Consider the following 18121-nt stretch of genomic DNA (forward strand, 5'->3'; position numbering starts at 1 on the left):
GCTCGCGGTCGCGTGCGACCGGCCGCGAGCTCCAGGCGGCGCGATATCCATCGACAGCATTCATTCGAAAAGCGGAGGAAGACGATGAGCACTAATTTCAATGTGGCGGCAAACGCCGTCCTCGATGGGGTCGTTGCGTCAAACCCGCGCGTCCCCGGTGTCGTCGCGATGGTCACAGACCGTCATCGCAACATCTACGAGGGCGCGGCCGGCAAGCGCCGTCTCGATCAGGCGGCCGAAATGACGACGGACAGCGTTTTCGCCATCTTCTCGACCACCAAGGCGATCACCGGCACGGCGATCCTGCAGCTCGTTGAACAAGGCGAGCTCGATCTCGATGCGCCTGCCAAGACCTACGCGCCCGACATCGGCAAGCTTCAGGTCATCGATGGCTTCGATGCCAAGGGCGAGCCGAGGTTACGCCCCCCGAAGCGCGATGTGACCACGCGCATGCTGATGGTTCACACCGCCGGCTTCGGTTACGACTTCTTCAGCCAAACCTATAATCGCCTGGCACAGGAGAAAGGGCAATCCAGCGTCATCACCTCGTCCAAGGCGTCGCTGATGACCCCGCTGCTGTTCGATCCGGGCGACAAATGGGAATACGGAACCAATATCGACTGGTGCGGCCAAATCGTCGAGGCCATCACCGGAAAGCGGCTCGGCGACGTGTTCAAGGCGCGCATATTCGAGCCGCTCGGAATGAAGGACACGACCTTCGAGCTCACCGAGGCAATGCGCGGAAAGCTGGCCGGGGTGCATGCGCGCGGCGCCGATGGCTCGCTCACGCCAATGGACTTCGAGCTTCCTGCCAACCCGGAAGTTCACATGGGCGGCCATGGCCTTTACGCCACCGTCGGCGACTACATGCGCTTCATTCGCATGTGGCTTAACGATGGTGCGGGCGAGAATGGCCGCGTGCTGAAGCCCGAGACCGTACGCATGGCGGCGCAGAACCACCTGGGCGACAAGAAGGTGACGGCCCTTCCGGGTGTCATCCCCTCGCTGTCCAATGACGCGGAGTTCTTTCCAGGCCAGTCGAAGTCCTGGGCGCTGACATTCATGATCAACGACCAACAGGCGCCTACCGGACGCCCAGCCGGTGCTCTCGGTTGGGCTGGTCTTGCCAATCTCTTCTACTGGATCGACCGGGCGAATGGCATTGGCGGATTCTGGGCCACACAAATTCTGCCCTTCGGCGATCCGGCTTCGTTCGTCGGTTACATGAACTTCGAAACCGCGTTCTACGAGAGCCTGAAGCTGCGAAAGGCGGGCTAGGCTCCACAGATTGGATGGACGGATCAATGCTGCGTCGCTTAAAGTGAGCGACGCAGCATCTCACGGCTTTATGGGTGCACGCCCTTGGCGCTATCCCTTGGCGTCGCAGGCCCAGGCGCGGATGACGCATTCCTTGCCGCCGAATTCGTAGCATTTCCTCGTGGCGGCGTTGAGCGAGCTTGAAATCTTCGGCTTCACAGCATAGCCGTGGGCGCCGCAGGGATTGGTCATGTCGACGGCAAGGGCTGCGCAGGCGCGCTTCATGGCAATGGCGGTACAGTTGCCCTTGCACTGCTTCAGCGCCGCGGTGCGCGCGTCGGCCTCGGCCGGATAGTCATAGGCCTGCCCATAGGCACCGCATTTGCCGACCGCCAGCGCGCCGGCTGCCCACGCCTTGGTGATGGTGCTCGAGACGGCCAGTATCAGCGTCAATGCAACGACGAACAGCGCGCGGCGCTGTGCCGCGACGGTCGAAACGATCAAAATCCCCTCCCCCGAGGTAACGGGGAGAATCTAGCTGCGTGGAAGTTTCCACTTGGTGAATGGGAGGTTTTGTAAGGTGGGCAAAGCGAAGCGTGCCCACCATCTTTCGAGTTTGCGGATGCATGGTGGGCACGGCGCAAGTGCGCCTTTGCCACCCTACGGATTACCCCCGCCGCGCCGCTTCCAGCGCTTGCGGGGTGTCGATATCAAGAAATGCGCTCTGGCCGTCGACCGGGACTTCGGCCACCGCTTCGGCGTGCTTGGCGATCAGGTGGCGGGCGCCGACGTCGCCGTCGAGCGTCATCAATTCTTTAAAGAAACGCCGTGACCACAGCACGGGATTGCCGCGGCGGCCGTCGCTGACGGGGACGGCGATCAGGTGGCCGCGGTCCGGCGCGAAGGTTTCGATCAACTGGTCGATCAGCTTTGCCGAGATCAGCGGCATGTCGCCGAGGCAGACGATGGCGCCGTCGGCGTTTTCGGGTACCGCAGCGATGCCGGCCTTGACGGATGACGCGAGCCCGCCGGCGAAATCGGGATTGCGGACGAACTTTACATTGAGGCCCGCCAGGGCCTGCTCGACCAGCTCGGCCTGATGGCCGGTGACGACGATCACCTCGGTTGCCTTCGAGGCGAGCACCTGCTCGGCGACGATCCGCACCAGTTTTTTGCCGTCGATTTCGGCCAAGAGCTTGTTGGGACCGCCCATCCGCGTCGAGCGGCCGGCGGCGAGCACAATGGCAGCCACGTTGCGGTTGGCTTCGATATCGGCGACGCGCGGCTGCGGCCGGGTGACGATTTCCATCAAGAGGCCACCGACGCCCATGCCGGTTAGCTCAGCCCGCGTGACCTTCAGCCCCGCCAGCAGCCGCATCAGCACCCAGTCAAAGCCGTTCTCAACCGGCGAGCGCGCGCAGCCCGGCGCGCCTAATACCGGCACGCCACCGGCGCTGCCGATCAGAAGCAGATTGCCGGGATCGACCGGCATGCCGAAATGCTCGATCGCACCGCCGATCTCGGTAATCGCGGCCGGGATCACGTCGCGGCGGTCGGCGATCGCGGAGGCGCCGAACACGATCACCAGCTCGGCGCCGAGGCCGAGCAATTCCTTGATCGAGGCAGCCAGATCGGCCTCGTCATGTGGCACGCGGCGTTCGGCGATGATGCTGGCGCCCGCCGGGGCCAGTCGCTCGGCCGTCACGCGCAAGGTCTTGTCGATCACTTTCGGCGCCAGCCCTGGCAGCAGCGTCGAGACCACGCCGACGCGCTTGATGACGTAAGGCGCAATCCGCAGCGTGTTTTTTCCTGCTACCGCCACGGCGGCATCACGCAGCTTCGCCTCGACGCCGAACGGAATGAGTTTGACGGTTGCGATCATCTCGCCTTCGACGACAGGCTTGAAGGCCGAAAGCGTGGCAAAGGTGATGGCCTCGTCGACGCCGTTGATGCGGTCGACCGCTGACCGATCCACCACCAGCACGCCGGCTTGCGCCGCGAACAGATTGGCGCGGCCGGTGAAGGCGCGCTCGACATTGACGCCCTCGCCCGCCACTGCCTGCGCGATGCTGGCGGCGGCCTCGTCCTCGGAGACGTCGCCCTCTTCCAGCCGGACCACGACGATTTCCTTGACGCCCGCCTTGGTGAGCGCCTCGACCTCGGCGGGGCCGATCGTGGTGCCCTTCTTGAGCACCAGCGAACCCTGCCGCAGCGTATGCACGGTGACCCCGCCAATCGCATCGGCCGGACTGGCGGGCCCGAATTTCATGCCGCCTGAACCTTCGCGGTTTCCTTAGGAAGCCGCAGCTCGGCGGTGATCTCGGCCATGATCGCGACCGCGATTTCCGACGGCGATACCGCCCCGATGGAAAGGCCGATCGGTGCATGGATGCGCGCGATGTCCGCGTCGGAGGCGCCCTGCGCCTTCAGCCGCTCGGCGCGCTTGGCATGGGTCTTTCGCGAGCCGAGCGCGCCGATATAGAAGCAGTCGCGCTCGAACGCATGCAGCAGCGCCGGATCGTCGATCTTCGGATCATGCGTGACGGCGACGAAGGCGGTGTAGTGATCGACATTGAGCGGCGGCAGCGCCACGTCAGGCCATTCGGCGATCAGCGGCACGTCGGGGAAGCGCTCGGGGCTGGCGAAGGCGGTGCGCGGATCGACCACCGTCACGTCGTAATCGAGCGAGCGCGCCAACGGCGCCAGCGCCTGGCTGATATGGACCGCGCCGACGATGACGAGCCGCGCGGTCGGCGCGTGGACATTGAGGAACAGCTTCTTGCCGCCGGACTCGATCATGGCGCTCTTGCCCATGCGGAGCTGTTTTGAAAGTTCGGCGCTGAGCGGATCGGTGGCGATGTCCTTCGCCTTCACCAGCCGCTGGTCGCCATTGGCGGTATCGGTGATCACGATGACAGGCCGGCGCGCGGCGCGCTCGGCATTCACTTGAGCCAGGGTTTCCAGTTTCACGACTGACCGACTTTCTCGACGAAGACGCGGATGGTGCCGCCGCAGGACAGCCCGACATTCCAGGCGGTCTCGTCGGCGACGCCGAACTCGAGCATTTTTGGCTTGCCGCTGGCGATCACGTCGAGCGCCTCGGTGACCACGGCGCCCTCGACGCAGCCGCCGGAGACCGAGCCCAGAAACGTGCCGTCATCGTTGATGACGAGGCTGGAGCCGGCCGGGCGCGGGGCCGAGCCCCAGGTCTCGACCACGGTCGCCAGCGCCACGCCGTGGCCGGCCTTCTGCCAGTTCTCGGCGGCCTGCAGAATGTCTTCGTCGCGGTTGAGCATGGGAGAACCTCCTTCAGGCTGCCGATCGGATGCGGCTGATGTGGTGTGGCGGCGGCGGCGCCGAAAGCGCCTCGATCAGCCCTTCCATCGACGTCAAGTTATGCACCGGGCGGAATTCGTCAACGTGGGGCAACATCATTTTGATGCCCTGCGCCTTGGCCTCAAAACCGCTGTAGCGGAGCAATGGATTGAGCCAGATCAGTCGGCGGCAGGACCGGTGCAGCCGGTCCATCTCGAAGGCGAGCTTGGCGTCCGCCTCCCGCTCCAGCCCGTCGGAAATCAGCAGCACGATGGCGCCCTGACCGAGCACGCGGCGGCCCCACAATTTGTTGAAGCTATGCAGCGAGGTGGCGATGCGGGTGCCGCCGGCCCAATCCTCCACCGAGGACGAACAGCTCGCCAGCGCCTCGTCGGGATCCTTCGCTCGCAGCGCCCGTGTCACATTGGTGAGCCGCGTCCCGAACAGGAACACGGAGACGCGCTTGCGGGCGTCGGTGATGGCGTGGAGGAAATGCAGGAACAGGCGGGTATATTCGCTCATCGAACCGGAGATATCGAGCAGCGCCACGATCGGCGCCGGCTTCTCGATCCGGCCGAGCTTTCGGATGTCGATGATCTCGCCGCCGGTGCGCAAGGAACTGCGCAGGGTGCGGCGCATGTCGAGGCGCAGGCCCTTGGCGTCCGGCTGATAGCGGCGGGTGCGCAACTCCGCCTGCGGCAGCTTCATATTGGCGATGGCGCGGGTGACCTCGGCGATCTCGGCCGCGCTCATCTGCGCAAAATCCTTTCTCTGCAAAATCTCCTTGTCGGAGACCGACAGCCGCAGCTCCTGCTGCTCGACCTCGTGCGTCTCGTCGCGCATCGAGGGCTGCGCCAGCGCTTCCTGCACGCGGCGCGAGGCCGGCGGCGGTTTCTTCTTGGCGTGGTCCGGCAGCGGCACCGAATCCAGCATGTGCTTCCAGTCCTCGGCGGCGCGGAAGAACAGGTCGAAGGCCTGCGCAAAGATCAGCGCGTGCTCGTGGCGCTTGACGAAGATCGCTTCCAGCGTGGTGTAGACGTCGCCGCGGTTGCCGATCTCGATCACCTGCAGCGCGCTGAGGGCGTCGATGACGGCGCCGGGGCCGACGGGGATGCCGGCAGCGCGCAGCGCGCGGGCGAAGCCGATGACGTTGTCGGCCATGTGCCCGGTCGGGGGATTGAGGTGATCGATGTTAGTCATGGTCGAGCCGGTTTCCTCTGCCGTCATTCCGGGGCGACGCGTCAGCGTCGAACCCGGAATCTCGAGATTCCGGGTCTGGTCCTTCGGACCATCCCGGAATGACGACGACCTAGTCGCTCGTCGCTTCCTTCAAAACCTTCTGCAGCGTGTCGCCCTGCATGCGCGCGATGTCGTCCTGATATTTCAGCAGCGCACCCAGCGTGTCGCCGACCAGTTGCGGCGTCAGCGAGCGAGCGTCGAGTTCGGTCAGCGCGGTGGCCCAGTCGATGGTCTCGGCGACGCCGGGCGACTTGTAGAAATCCTGATCGCGCAGCGCCTGCACGAAGCTGACGACCTGCTGCGAAAGCTTGACGGAGATGCCCGGCACGCGCGACTTGACGATCGCGAGTTCGCGCTCGGCATCGGGGTAATCCACCCAGTGATAGAGACAGCGGCGCTTCAGCGCGTCGTGGATCTCGCGGGTGCGGTTCGAGGTGATGATGACGATCGGCGGCTGCGGCGCCCTGATGGTGCCGAATTCGGGGATCGTGACCTGGAAGTCGCTGAGTATTTCCAGCAAGTATGCCTCGAACGCCTCGTCGGCGCGGTCGAGTTCGTCGATCAGGAGTACCGGCGCACCGGCAACGTCCGGCTCCAGCGCCTGCAAGAGCGGGCGCTTGATCAGAAAGCGCTCGGCAAAGATGTCCGACGACAATTGCTCGCGATCGGTATCGCCGGCGGCTTCGGCGAGGCGAATCGCGATCATCTGCGCGGCGCTGCTCCACTCGTAGACGGCGGAGGCGACGTCGAGGCCTTCGTAGCATTGTAGCCGGATCAGCTTGCGCCCCAGCGCCGCCGACAGGACTTTTGCGATCTCGGTCTTGCCGACGCCCGCCTCGCCTTCGAGGAACAGCGGCCGGCCCATCCGCAGCGACAGGTAAGTCACCGTCGCCAGCGACCGCTCGGCCAGATAGCCGCGCGAGGTCAGGAGCTCAAGCATCCCATCGACGGATTTGGGCAGCGCCGATGCAGTCATGGGATAGCCAATCTTGGGATCGCCAATCTTGATAAGCCGGAAATCGGCAAGCTTACTTCGCCGTCGCCGCTTCGACGGCGCGGCGCGTCAGCACGCCGATCAGGTGCGCGCGATATTCGGCGCTGCCGTGCAGATCGCTGTTCAGCCCCTCGGCAGATGCCGAAATGCCGTCGAGCACCTTGTGCGAAAAGCGCTTCTTCAAGGCTTCCTCGAACGCGGTAGCGCGGAACACGCCGTCCGAGCCCGCGCCGGTGACGGCGACGCGCACGTCCGACGGACGCTTGGCGACGAACACGCCGACCAACGCGTAACGCGAGGCCTGGTTGCGGAATTTGATATAGGCCGCCTTCTTCGGCAGCGGGAACATCACCTTGGTGATGATCTCGTCATTTTCCAGCGCGGTCGAGAACAGGCCATGGAAGAACTCTTCCGCCTTGAGGCGGCGCTTGTTGGTGACGATGGTGGCACCGAGCGCGAGCACGGCTGCGGGATAATCCGCGGTCGGGTCGTTGTTGGCGAGCGAGCCGCCGATCGTGCCCTTGTGGCGCACAGCGGGATCGCCGATTCCGCCCGCGAGTTCGGCGAGCGCGGGTATGGCCTCGCCGACGATTGGCGATGTCGCGACACTGGCATGGCTGGCAGTGGCGCCGATCACCAGCGAGCGGCCCTTCATCTCGATGGCATCGAGCCCTTCGATGTGGGAGAGGTCGACCAGATGCGGCGGGCTGGCGAGCCGCTGCTTCATGACCGGGACCAGCGTGTGGCCGCCGGCGATCACCTTGGCGTCTTCGTTCTTCACCAGGAGATTGGCAGCCTGCCGCACGGTCGCCGGACGATGATATTTGAATTCGTACATGAGAACTTCCTGATCGCTACTCGCGATGAAAATCGATTAAGCGGATTTGGCCATCGCCTTGGCGCCGGCGGCAATCGAGGTCACGATGTTCTGATAGCCGGTGCAGCGGCACAGATTACCTTCGAGCTCCTCGCGGATGACATGGTCCGACAGGTCGTGGCCCTTGCGGTTGACCAGATCGACCGCGGTCATGATCATGCCGGGCGTGCAGAAGCCGCACTGCAAGCCGTGATGTTCGCGGAAGGCTTCCTGCATCGGATGCAGCGGCGCGCCGTCGGCGGCCAGGCCCTCGATGGTGCGGACTTCATGGCCATCAGCCATGACCGCGAGCGTGGTGCAGGACTTCACCGCCTTGCCGTCGAGATGGACGACGCAGGCGCCGCATTGCGAGGTATCGCAACCGACATGGGTGCCCGTCAGCCGGAGATTTTCCCGCAGAAACTGGACCAGCAGGGTACGGGAATCGACATTGGCGTTTACGGGATTACCGTTCACGATCAGGGAAATCTTGGCCATCAGCACTCTCTTGGGCTGCACCGCCGGATATACCGGCAACGCAGGCGATTTATAGTCATTCCAAAGCCCATAATATGGGCCATCCCGGTAATGAGCAACCTCGGGAGCCCCTCGCCTGGGACATGGCCTGAGTGACTTGACTGGCCTGTTCGGCCAGGGTGGGCGGACGGAATCAGCCTTGACGGAATCAGCCTTGGACGGCCTTGCCGAAATTGGCGAAGAATTCGTCGGCCAGCTTCTTGGCCGCGCCGTTGATCAGGCGCTGTCCGAGCTGGGCCAGCTTGCCGCCGATCTGCGCCTCGACATTATAGCTCAACAGCGTGCCGCCATCCTTCTCGGTGAGCGCCACCGTGGCGCCGCCCTTGGCGAAGCCGGCGACGCCGCCCTCGCCTTCGCCCGAGATCTTGTAGCCGTTGGGTGGATCGAGGTCGCTCAGCATGACCTTGCCCTTGAAGCGGGCGGAGACCGGCCCGACCTTCATTTTGGCGGTGGCGCGGAAGCCGTTATCCTCAGTCTTTTCCAGCTCCTCGCAGCCGGGAATGCAGGCCTTCAGCACTTCCGGATCGTTCAGCTTGGCCCACACGGCCTCGCGCGACGCTGCAAGCTGGACTTCGCCGTTCATCGTCATGGCCATGGGGGTGCCTCCTGGATCGCTTCAACTGTTCTCCCCCAAGTAAAGCACGCCCGGGCCAAAAGGAAGGGCGATGAGCGATGCATCTTCGCACGTGCAACAAGTGCTTGGCGACAAGGGCATTGGCTTTGACAGGCCGGGATGGTTAGGTCGCACAGAGATGAGTACGTCCCTTTCCCCCCTGCTGGCTCCAATGTTGTCGAGCGCCGCGATGCGCGCGGTCTGCGACGATGTGGCAAGCCTGCAGAATATGCTGGATTTCGAGGCCGCGCTGGCCCGAGCCGAAGCCGCGCTTGGGGTGATTCCGTCGGGTGCGGCAGTAGCGATCACGAATGCGTGCAAGGCCGAATCATTCGACCTTGCCGCGCTGGCTGATGCCGCAACGAGATCCGGCAACCTCGCCATCCCGCTCGTCAAGGCGCTGACGTCTGTTGTCGCCAAGGCCGATGCCAACGCCGCGCGGTACGTCCATTGGGGCGCGACCAGCCAGGACGTCATCGATACCGGCACCATGCTCGGCCTTCGCGCCGCGATCGACGCGCTGCTCGCCGACATCGATCGCGCGATAGCTGGCTTTGCCAAGCTGGCGCGTCAGCACCGCAACACGCCCGTGGTCGCCCGCACCTGGCTGCAGCATGCGCCGCCGATGCCGTTCGGACTGAAGCTCGCCGAATATGCCGCTGCATTGCAGCGCTCGAAGCTGCGGCTTAAGCGCCTGCGCAGCGAGACGCTGGCGCTGCAATTCGGCGGCGCCGCCGGCACGCTTGCGGCGCTGGGCGACAAGGGATTGGCGGTCGCGGAAAGATTGGCCGAGGAACTGAAGCTACCTTTGCCCGATGCGCCCTGGCACACCCACCGCGACCGCATCGCGGAAGCGGCCGGCGTAGTCGCGATTCTTGCCGGCACCTGCGGCAAGATCGCGCGCGACGTGTCGCTGATGATGCAGACCGATGTCGGCGAAGCCTTCGAACCGTCGGGCGAAGGCCGCGGCGGCTCTTCCACCATGCCGCACAAGCGCAACCCGGTGGCGGCGGCCAGCGCGCTTGCCGCGGCGACCATGGCGCCCAATCTCGCGGCAACGATTTTTGCTGCGCAGGTGCAGGACCACGAGCGCAGCGCCGGTCCCTGGCACGCCGAATGGCCGACGCTGCCGACCCTGCTGCTGGTCACCTCGGGCGCGCTGGCGGCGATCGTCGATATCGCCGAAGGATTGGAAGTCGACGCCGCGCGCATGCGCACCAATCTCGACGCGACCGACGGGCTGATCATGGCCGAAGCGGTGGCGATGGCATTGGCCGAAAAGATCGGCAAGAGCGACGCGCATCATCTGGTCGAAGCCGCGAGCAAGAAGGCGGTCAAGGACAAGAAGCATCTGCGCGACGTGCTGACGAACGACTCGAAAGTCACGGCACAACTCGGCGCCGAGAAAATTGCAGATCTGTTCGAGCCGATGGCCTATCAGGGCGCCTCGCAGGCACTGATCGACCGGCTGCTCGCTTCGCTGGACCACAAGTAATCAGATGTCATTGCCGGGCTTGACCCGGCAATCCATCTCGTTGAATGGACTCTTCTTGGATGGATGCGCGGGTCAAGCCCGCGCATGACGAGGAAAAAAGCCATGCCGATGATCGACGCCGACGGGTGCCTGCTCAACGTATCCGTCGAAGGCCGCGACGGCGGACCGACGCTGATGCTGTCGAATTCGCTGGGCTCGACCATGCAGATGTGGGAGCCGCAAATGAAGGCGCTGACGCAGGTGTTCCGCGTCATCCGCTACGACCGCCGCGGCCATGGCAAGTCGAGCGTGCCGCCCGGCCCCTACTCTCTGGAGCGCTTCGGCCGCGACGTGCTGGCGATCCTTGACGACCTCAACATCGCGAAGGCGCATTGGTGCGGCCTGTCGATGGGCGGCATGGTCGGACAATGGCTGGGGGCCAACGCGCCTGACAGGTTCGGCAAGATCATCCTGGCCAACACCACCTGCTATTACCCGGACCCGACGCGCTGGAACGACCGCATCAAGGCGGTGAAGGCAGGCGGCATCGCCGCGGTCGCCGATGCCGTGCTGGCGGGCTGGCTGACAGCGGATTTTCGCGAGCGCGAGCCGCAGATCGCGGCCAACATGAAGGCGATGATGCTGACGACGCCGGTCGAGGGCTACATCGCCTGCTGCGAGGCGCTGTCGACGCTCGACCAGCGCGAGCTGCTGCCCAAGATCAAGAGCCCGACGCTGATCATCGCCGGCCGTCACGACATGTCGACGACCGTCGCGGACGGCGAATTCATGCGCAGCCGGATTCCCGGCGCCAGCATGACGCTGCTCGACGCCGCGCATATTTCCAACGTCGAGCAGCCGCACGCTTTCACTGATGCAGTGATCGGTTTTTTGACGCAACGGTAGACGATCGTCGTCATTCCGGGGCGCCTCGAAGAGGCGAACCCAGAATCTCGAGATTCCGGGTTCGATGCTTCGCATCGCCCCGGAATGACGACTCTGGGAGGTACAATGGACGACAACCAACGCCGCGACGACGGTATGGCTCAGCGCCGCAAGGTGCTCGGCAACGAGTGGGTCGACAAGTCGATCAAGAACCGCAACGCGTTCAATACCGATTTCCAGGACCTGATCACCCGCTATGCCTGGGGCGATATCTGGACCCGGCCGCATTTCGACCACCGCACCCGCCGGGTGCTCGTGATCGGCACCATGGTGGCGCTGGGACAATGGGATGAATTCCGCCTGCATGTGCGCGCAGCACTTAGCGAAGGCGGCTTCACGCCCGATGACATCAAGGAAATATTGCTGCAGCAGGCGATCTATTGCGGCGTGCCGGCGGCCAACCACGCCGTGAAGGAAGCCGGCGCGATCATCGCGGAGCTAGGTTTGCTGAAGGCTTAGCTGGCCCGGCGCCGCGTCAGCCTGCGGCTGCGCCGGCCGCTCGACCAGCATGACGATGATGGTACCGAGCATCATCATCAGCTCGGCTGCATGCAGCCGCAGCGCCGCGGTCTCGCCGACCTGCGAGGCCATCACCACGCCGGCAAAACTCATCACGCTGCCGAGCGCGAGCGCAATGCCGAGCGCTTCGTCACAGCCGCCGCTCCTTCGGATCGACGCGCGGCTGATGAAGACCAGAAACGCCGCAAGGAACGCCACCACGGTCATACGCCCCAGCGCCAGCAGCCAGGCGACGCGGACAGTGGAAAGGCCGGAGAGTTGCAGATGATCGCTGACGAACAGCGCCAGCGAAATATTCGGCCGCTGGTAGAGACCATGGATCGGCGAAACCATGATGTTGGAGGCCGTGCTGGTCCAGACCGGAATGAAATAGGCCGCCAGCAGCACGCCGTTAAATGAGCTGATCTTTCCAGCCATGTCGCTTCCCGCTTGCTACGCCGGCCCGGTGGAAGGCGCCGGTTTAGTGGGCGACGTAACGCCCATCGATCGCGAGCGGCAATTTAAACCATTTGTTTACCTTAATGCCCCGGCCCCGCTCGTCACCTCCTCTACTCGTGTCCCGATCACGGCCGAAGCGCGCATAAAAGAAGAAAAGTCCCGCCTCTCGGCGGGACCTTCTTTAGTCTAACCAACCAGTCCGACTAGCGGTCCTGGCCGGGGTTTCCCTGACCAGGGTTCTGTCCCTGACGTCCCGGATCCTGCTGCTGCTGGCCCGGCTTCTGACCGCCACCCTGCTGCTGCTGTCCAGGCTTCTGACCCGGATTCTGGTTCTGCTGACCCGGGTTCTGGTTCATCTTGTTCATCGAGGGATCTCCGTTGTTTAGACGTAGCCCGAATCAACGGAGGGGCGCGGCATTGGTTGCTGCGGAACAGCAGTTCCGGTTGCGATCATCGGAAGGCAAAGCCGTGTCCGGACTGTGACGGGGGAACCGCTGCGCAAAAACTAGCTCTGTACAAGCCAATTAAGCCGCACCCGGCGCTGTTGCCGCCGCCGGTTCCCACCTGTTAGAAAACGACACGACGCGTCGTCATGGGCTGCCGGAGCTCTCGCCGCGTCCTCATACAAAAAACGGCAGCGCATGGATTACTTCGCCCAGCAACTCATCAACGGCCTCGTGCTCGGCTCGATCTACGGTCTGATCGCCATCGGCTACACCATGGTCTACGGCATCGTCGGCATGATCAATTTCGCCCATGGCGATATTTTCATGATCGGCGGCTTCATCGCCCTGATCACCTTCCTGATCCTGGTTTCGTTCGGCCTCACCGCCATCCCGCTGATACTCCTCGTCGTGTTGCTGGTATCGATGGCGATCACCGCGCTCTATGGCTGGACAGTCGAGCGCATCGCCTACCGGCCGCTGCGGCACTCGTTCCGCCTGGCGCCGATGCTCTCCGCCATCGGTATGTCATTCGTACTGACCAATTATTCGCAGGTCGCCCAGGGCGCCCGCGTCAAACCGGTGCCGCCGATCATCACCGGCGGCTATACGCTGCACGAGGGCGCTGAAGGCTTTGTCGTGCAGCTTTCCAACATCCAGATCATCGTCGTCGTCACCACCGTGGTGCTGCTCGCACTGTTCACCTGGCTGGTGTCGAGCACGCGGCTCGGCCGCGACATGCGCGCCTGCGAGCAGGACCAGACCATGGCCTCGCTGCTCGGCGTCGACGTCGACCGCACCATCTCCATGACCTTCGTGATCGGCGCCGCGCTCGCCGCCGTCGCCGGCATGATGTACCTGCTCTATTACGGCCTGGTCGATTTCTTCATGGGCTTCGTCGCCGGCATCAAGGCGTTCACCGCGGCCGTGCTCGGCGGCATCGGCTCGCTGCCCGGCGCGATGCTCGGCGGGCTCCTGATCGGCCTGATCGAGACGCTGTGGTCGGCCTATTTCTCGGTCGAATACAAGGACGTCGCCGCGTTCTCGATCCTGATCGTGGTCCTGATCTTCCTTCCGACCGGCCTGCTCGGCCGGCCCGAAGTCGAAAAAGTCTGACGGGCCGCCGCGTGAGCGCAAACCCCGCCGTCCAAACCTCGCGCGCTCCGGGCGCCGCTTTCATCCTCAAGAAGTCGCTGATCAGCGCGCTGGTGGCGCTGGTGCTGTTTTCCCTGATGATCGGCGTGCGCACCGAAGCGGGGCCGGACGGACAACTGACCTACTGGACGCGCTTTGGCGACCTCGCCGCCATGGTGGCGGCCGTGTTCGGCGGCAGCATCCTCATCGAGCTGCTGCGGCAATGGTGGGGGCCGGTCGACACCATCAGGGTGGTCCCCGCTCCGGTGCGGAGCGCGCTGTCGCTTGCCGGACGCCTGGTCGCCCCGGTGCTGCTGGTGTTCACCTTCCTGGTACCGGTGCTGTTCTACAACGAGCGCTACATTCTCGACCTCGCCATCCTCGTGCTGACCTACGTCATGCTTGGATGGGGGCTCAACGTTGTCGTCGGCCTCGCCGGCCTGCTCGACCTCGGCTATGTCGCGTTCTACGCGGTGGGCGCCTATTCCTATGCGCTGCTTGCCACCAATTTCGGGCTGTCGTTCTGGATCTGCCTGCCGCTCGCCGGCATTCTCGCCGCGTTCTGGGGAGTGCTGCTCGGCTTTCCCGTGCTGCGGCTGCGCGGCGACTATCTCGCGATCGTCACGCTGGCCTTCGGCGAGATCATTCGCCTCGTCCTGATCAACTGGCAGAGCGTAACCGGCGGACCGAACGGCGTCACCGGCATTCCGCGGCCAACCCTGTTCGGCATCCCGCTCACGCCTGCTGACGACGGGCTTGCGGCCCTGCTCGGCATCGAATTCTCGCCGACCCACCGCATCGTATTTCTGTTTTACATTATCCTGGCGCTGGCGCTACTCACCAACTGGGTCACGATCCGGCTGCGCCGCCTTCCCCTCGGCCGCGCCTGGGAGGCGCTGCGCGAGGACGAGGTCGCCTGCCGCGCGCTCGGCATCAATACGACCACGACCAAGCTGACGGCGTTTGCAACGGGGGCGATGTTCGGCGGTTTTGCTGGCGCGTTCTTCGCGACACGGCAGGGCTTCATCAGCCCGGAATCCTTCACCTTCCATGAATCGGCGCTGGTGCTGGCGATCGTGGTGCTGGGCGGCATGGGCTCGCAGCTCGGCGTAGCGCTCGCTGCGCTCGCCATGATCGGCGGCTTCGAGCTGTTCCGCGGGCTCGACCAGTACCGCATGCTGGTGTTCGGCATGGCGATGGTGCTGCTGATGATCTGGCGGCCGCGCGGCCTGATCGGCCATCGCGCGCCGACCGTGTTCCTCACGCGAAAGGAAGCGATCTCGTCCGACCTCGTCAAGGAGGGCCACGGATGAGCGGCGATCACATCCTGTCCGTCGACCGGCTGTCGATGCGCTTCGGCGGCATCGTCGCCGTCAACGAGCTCACGTTTAGCGCCGAGCGCCGCAAGATCACCGCGCTGATCGGGCCGAACGGCGCCGGCAAGACCACCGTATTCAACTGCATCACCGGTTTCTACAAGCCGACATCGGGCGCCATTCGCCTCACCCATGATGACGGCCGCACCATACAGCTCGAACGGCTGAACGATTTCCGGATCGCCAAGCTGGCCCGGGTCGCGCGCACCTTCCAGAACATCCGCCTGTTTCCCGGCATGACGGCGCTGGAGAACCTGATGGTGGCGCAGCACAATGCACTAATGCGTGCCTCCGGCCTGACGTTTCTCGGCCTGATCGGCGCGCCGTCCTGGCGCAACGCCGAACAGGCCGCGATCGACCTGGCGCGGACCTGGCTTGACCGCATCGGGCTGCTGGATCGCGCCGACGATGCCGCCGGCAACCTGCCCTATGGCGACCAGCGGCGCCTGGAAATCGCGCGCGCGATGTGCACCGGGCCCGCGCTGCTGTGCCTCGACGAACCGGCCGCCGGATTGAATGCGCGGGAAAGCGCCGCTTTAAGCGAACTGCTGCTCTCGATCCGCGCCGACCAGGGCACCTCGATCCTCCTGATCGAGCACGACATGAGCGTGGTGATGGAAATCTCCGACCACGTCGTCGTGATGGATCACGGCGTCAAGATCGCAGAGGGCACGCCGAAGCACATCCGCGACGATCCCAAGGTGATCGCCGCCTATCTCGGCACCGACGAGGAGGAAGCGATCGCGGTGATGGAGAGCGGCACGTGAGCGCCCCATCGAAGACACCCCTGCTCGCAATCCGCTCGCTGCGCGCGGCCTACGGCAAGATCGAGGCGCTGAAGGGCGTCGATCTCGATATCAATGCCGGCGAAATCGTCGCTTTGATCGGCGCCAACGGCGCCGGCAAGTCGACGCTGATGATGACGATCTTCGGCCGGCCCCGCGCCCGCTCCGGCCGCATCGAATTCGACGGCCAGGACATCACTGGCGTGCCGACGCATGACATTGCGCGGCTGCGCATCGCGCAATCCCCGGAGGGCCGGCGCATCTTCCCGCGCATGAGCGTGGCGGAAAACCTGCAGATGGGCGCCGACGCGACCGACAGCAGCGAGTCCGACCGGGCGATCAGCCTGGAGCGCGTGTTCGCGCTGTTCCCGCGGCTCAAGGAACGCATGACCCAGCGCGGCGGCACCTTGTCCGGCGGCGAGCAGCAGATGCTGGCGATCGGCCGGGCCCTGATGAGCCGCCCTCGCCTGTTGATGCTGGACGAGCCGTCGCTGGGACTGGCCCCCCTGATCGCGCGGCAGATTTTCGATGCGATAAGGACCCTGAACCGGCAGGACGGCCTGACCGTTCTGATCGTCGAACAGAACGCCAACCACGCGCTGAAACTGGCCCATCGTGGCTATGTCATGGTCAACGGCCTGATTACGCTCTCCGGAACCGGCAGCGAATTGCTGCAGCGCCCGGAAATCCGCGCCGCCTATCTGGAAGGCGGCCGGCGAGAGTAACGTTCCGCCAACCCTGGCGCCCGATGCGGCAAGATGCTGCGATGGGACGGTGGGTTTGCCCGAAAATTGCCGATGACTTCGCGGTAAAATCAGCCGACAATGGACGCGGTTTTCGCACCCGGCCCGCCGGGTGTATCCCGGAAATCGAGCAACCCGCGAGGATACCTCATGAAATCATTGAAACTCATCGGCCTGGCATTGGGCGCATCATTGGCGCTGTCGACCACCGCGCTGGCGCAGGACATCTCCATCGCAGTGGCGGGCCCGATGACGGGCGGCGAATCCGCGTTCGGTCGGCAGATGAAGAACGGCGCCGAACAGGCGGTGGCCGACATCAACGCCGCCGGCGGCGTGCTCGGCAAGAAGCTGGCGCTACAGGTCGGCGACGACGCCTGCGATCCCAAGCAGGCGCGCTCGGTGGCGGAAAAGTTCGCCAGCGCGAAGATCCCGTTCGTTGCCGGTCACTTCTGCTCGTCCTCGTCGATCCCGGCGTCGGAAGCTTACGCTGACGGCAACGTTCTGCAGATCACGCCGGCCTCGACCAACCCGCTGTTCACCGAGCGCAAGCTCTGGAACGTGGCGCGCGTCTGCGGCCGCGACGACCAGCAGGGCCTGGTTGCCGCCGACTACATCGTCAAGAACTACAAGGGCAAGAATGTCGCCATCCTCAACGACAAGACCACCTACGGCAAAGGCCTCGCCGACGAAACCAAGAAGGCGCTCAACAAGGCCGGCGTCACCGAGAAGATGTTCGAATCCTACAACAAGGGCGACAAGGATTTTAACTCGATCGTGTCCCGCCTGAAGCGCGACAACGTCGATCTGGTCTTCGTCGGCGGCTATCATCAGGAAGCAGGCTTGATCCTGCGCCAGATGCGCGATCAGGGCCTCAAGACGGTGCTGATGGCGGGCGACGCCCTGAACGACAAGGAATTCGCCTCGATCACGGGTCCGGCCGCCGAAGGCACGCTGTTCACCTTCGGTCCCGATCCGCGCAACAAGACGACCGCGAAGGCGATCGTCGAGAAGTTCAAGGCCAAGAACATCGATCCCGAAGGTTACACCCTCTACACCTACGCCACGATGCAGGTCTGGTCACAGGCAGTGGCGAAGGCGAAGACCACCGATCCGAAGAAGGTGATGGAGACCATCAAGGCCGGCGAATGGGACACCGTGCTCGGCAAGCTGGGCTTCGACGCCAAGGGCGACATCAAGGTGATCGACTACGTCGTCTACAAGTGGGACGCCAAGGGCAACTACACCGAGATCAATCCGAAGGGCTCCTGATCCCTCGGAGATCGGATGAAAAAGATCAACGCCTCGGCCATGCCGAGGCGTTTTCGCTTCGGGTTCCAAATAATTTGGGGACCAATGGAACTATCGGGTTCCCGGCGCATTGGGAACATGGGGCTGAGTTCCATGTCATTGATTTCACGACCTTAACCGTTATTCCGACTTGATCTGCCGATGG

At 64.3% G+C, this 18121-nt stretch carries 20 protein-coding genes; 9 read left to right on the plus strand and 11 right to left on the minus strand.

What is annotated here, in order from left to right:
* The first annotated feature begins 84 nt into the window (after positions 1 to 84).
* The gene (gene acmB / locus AC0QUY_RS10055; protein ID WP_161853729.1) at positions 85 to 1278 is read left to right on the plus strand and encodes a methyl acetate hydrolase AcmB; all 1194 of its coding nucleotides are present in this window, start codon (positions 85 to 87) and stop codon (positions 1276 to 1278) included.
* A gap of 90 nt (positions 1279 to 1368) precedes the next feature.
* Here the strand turns inward: acmB and AC0QUY_RS10060 are convergent, their stop codons facing one another.
* The 9 genes from AC0QUY_RS10060 to AC0QUY_RS10100 form a co-directional block, all read right to left on the minus strand.
* Entirely contained in the window at positions 1369 to 1758 is a 390-nt protein-coding gene (locus AC0QUY_RS10060; RefSeq protein WP_475386808.1) for a DUF4189 domain-containing protein, read from the minus strand.
* A 166-nt stretch (positions 1759 to 1924) separates the two neighbouring features.
* Complete coding sequence (locus tag AC0QUY_RS10065) at positions 1925 to 3526, minus strand: NTP transferase domain-containing protein (RefSeq protein ID WP_475386727.1); 1602 nt, start codon at positions 3524 to 3526, stop codon at positions 1925 to 1927.
* Positions 3523 to 4227: an XdhC family protein gene (locus AC0QUY_RS10070; protein ID WP_475386728.1), complete on the minus strand. Its 705-nt coding sequence runs from the start codon at positions 4225 to 4227 to the stop codon at positions 3523 to 3525. The genes AC0QUY_RS10065 and AC0QUY_RS10070 overlap by 4 nt, the downstream gene beginning before the upstream one ends.
* On the minus strand, positions 4224 to 4553 hold the full coding sequence (locus tag AC0QUY_RS10075) for an XdhC family protein (RefSeq protein ID WP_025589337.1): 330 nt from the start codon (positions 4551 to 4553) through the stop codon (positions 4224 to 4226). The genes AC0QUY_RS10070 and AC0QUY_RS10075 overlap by 4 nt, the downstream gene beginning before the upstream one ends.
* 13 nt (positions 4554 to 4566) lie before the next feature.
* Positions 4567 to 5772, minus strand: coding sequence for a vWA domain-containing protein (locus tag AC0QUY_RS10080; protein ID WP_475386729.1), 1206 nt, complete (start codon positions 5770 to 5772; stop codon positions 4567 to 4569).
* A gap of 109 nt (positions 5773 to 5881) precedes the next feature.
* The gene (locus AC0QUY_RS10085; protein WP_161853725.1) at positions 5882 to 6787 is read right to left on the minus strand and encodes an AAA family ATPase; all 906 of its coding nucleotides are present in this window, start codon (positions 6785 to 6787) and stop codon (positions 5882 to 5884) included.
* A gap of 52 nt (positions 6788 to 6839) precedes the next feature.
* Positions 6840 to 7643: an FAD binding domain-containing protein gene (locus tag AC0QUY_RS10090; protein WP_475386730.1), complete on the minus strand. Its 804-nt coding sequence runs from the start codon at positions 7641 to 7643 to the stop codon at positions 6840 to 6842.
* Between the two features lie 36 nt (positions 7644 to 7679).
* Positions 7680 to 8159: a (2Fe-2S)-binding protein gene (locus tag AC0QUY_RS10095; protein WP_057858206.1), complete on the minus strand. Its 480-nt coding sequence runs from the start codon at positions 8157 to 8159 to the stop codon at positions 7680 to 7682.
* A 187-nt stretch (positions 8160 to 8346) separates the two neighbouring features.
* Complete coding sequence (locus AC0QUY_RS10100) at positions 8347 to 8793, minus strand: SRPBCC family protein (protein ID WP_161853723.1); 447 nt, start codon at positions 8791 to 8793, stop codon at positions 8347 to 8349.
* Positions 8794 to 8950: 157 nt separating this feature from the next.
* Between AC0QUY_RS10100 and AC0QUY_RS10105 the strand changes: the two genes are divergently transcribed.
* The 3 genes from AC0QUY_RS10105 (at position 8951) to AC0QUY_RS10115 (ending at position 11689) form a co-directional block, all read left to right on the plus strand.
* Positions 8951 to 10306, plus strand: coding sequence for a 3-carboxy-cis,cis-muconate cycloisomerase (locus AC0QUY_RS10105; RefSeq protein WP_475386731.1), 1356 nt, complete (start codon positions 8951 to 8953; stop codon positions 10304 to 10306).
* 102 nt (positions 10307 to 10408) lie between these two features.
* Entirely contained in the window at positions 10409 to 11191 is a 783-nt protein-coding gene (gene pcaD, locus AC0QUY_RS10110) for a 3-oxoadipate enol-lactonase (protein ID WP_475386732.1), read from the plus strand.
* 105 nt (positions 11192 to 11296) lie between these two features.
* Positions 11297 to 11689: a carboxymuconolactone decarboxylase family protein gene (locus AC0QUY_RS10115; protein WP_161853720.1), complete on the plus strand. Its 393-nt coding sequence runs from the start codon at positions 11297 to 11299 to the stop codon at positions 11687 to 11689.
* Here the strand turns inward: AC0QUY_RS10115 and AC0QUY_RS10120 are convergent.
* Both AC0QUY_RS10120 and AC0QUY_RS10125 read right to left on the minus strand, forming a co-directional pair.
* A complete protein-coding gene (locus AC0QUY_RS10120) occupies positions 11669 to 12166 on the minus strand; it encodes a hypothetical protein (RefSeq protein ID WP_475386733.1) in 498 nt (165 codons plus the stop codon). The genes AC0QUY_RS10115 and AC0QUY_RS10120 overlap by 21 nt on opposite strands.
* A 224-nt stretch (positions 12167 to 12390) precedes the next feature.
* Positions 12391 to 12552, minus strand: a complete 162-nt coding sequence (locus AC0QUY_RS10125) for a hypothetical protein (protein ID WP_475386734.1) — start codon at positions 12550 to 12552, stop codon at positions 12391 to 12393.
* Positions 12553 to 12828: 276 nt separating this feature from the next.
* Between AC0QUY_RS10125 and AC0QUY_RS10130 the strand changes: the two genes are divergently transcribed.
* From AC0QUY_RS10130 to AC0QUY_RS10150, 5 genes are all read left to right on the plus strand, one after another.
* Positions 12829 to 13746 carry an ABC transporter permease subunit gene (locus AC0QUY_RS10130; protein WP_161853718.1) on the plus strand — a complete coding sequence of 306 codons (918 nt, stop codon included), beginning with the start codon at positions 12829 to 12831 and terminating at the stop codon, positions 13744 to 13746.
* A 62-nt stretch (positions 13747 to 13808) separates the two neighbouring features.
* Positions 13809 to 15077 carry a high-affinity branched-chain amino acid ABC transporter permease LivM gene (livM, locus tag AC0QUY_RS10135; RefSeq protein ID WP_475386809.1) on the plus strand — a complete coding sequence of 423 codons (1269 nt, stop codon included), beginning with the start codon at positions 13809 to 13811 and terminating at the stop codon, positions 15075 to 15077.
* The gene (locus AC0QUY_RS10140) at positions 15074 to 15907 is read left to right on the plus strand and encodes an ABC transporter ATP-binding protein (protein WP_475386735.1); all 834 of its coding nucleotides are present in this window, start codon (positions 15074 to 15076) and stop codon (positions 15905 to 15907) included. Before livM ends, AC0QUY_RS10140 begins: the two co-directional genes overlap by 4 nt.
* Entirely contained in the window at positions 15904 to 16650 is a 747-nt protein-coding gene (locus AC0QUY_RS10145; protein WP_475386736.1) for an ABC transporter ATP-binding protein, read from the plus strand. Before AC0QUY_RS10140 ends, AC0QUY_RS10145 begins: the two co-directional genes overlap by 4 nt.
* Before the next feature lie 168 nt (positions 16651 to 16818).
* Positions 16819 to 17937, plus strand: coding sequence for a branched-chain amino acid ABC transporter substrate-binding protein (locus AC0QUY_RS10150; protein WP_057837325.1), 1119 nt, complete (start codon positions 16819 to 16821; stop codon positions 17935 to 17937).
* Positions 17938 to 18121: the final 184 nt, after the last annotated feature.

The sequence above is a fragment of the Bradyrhizobium sp. WYCCWR15520 genome (assembly GCF_056174665.1).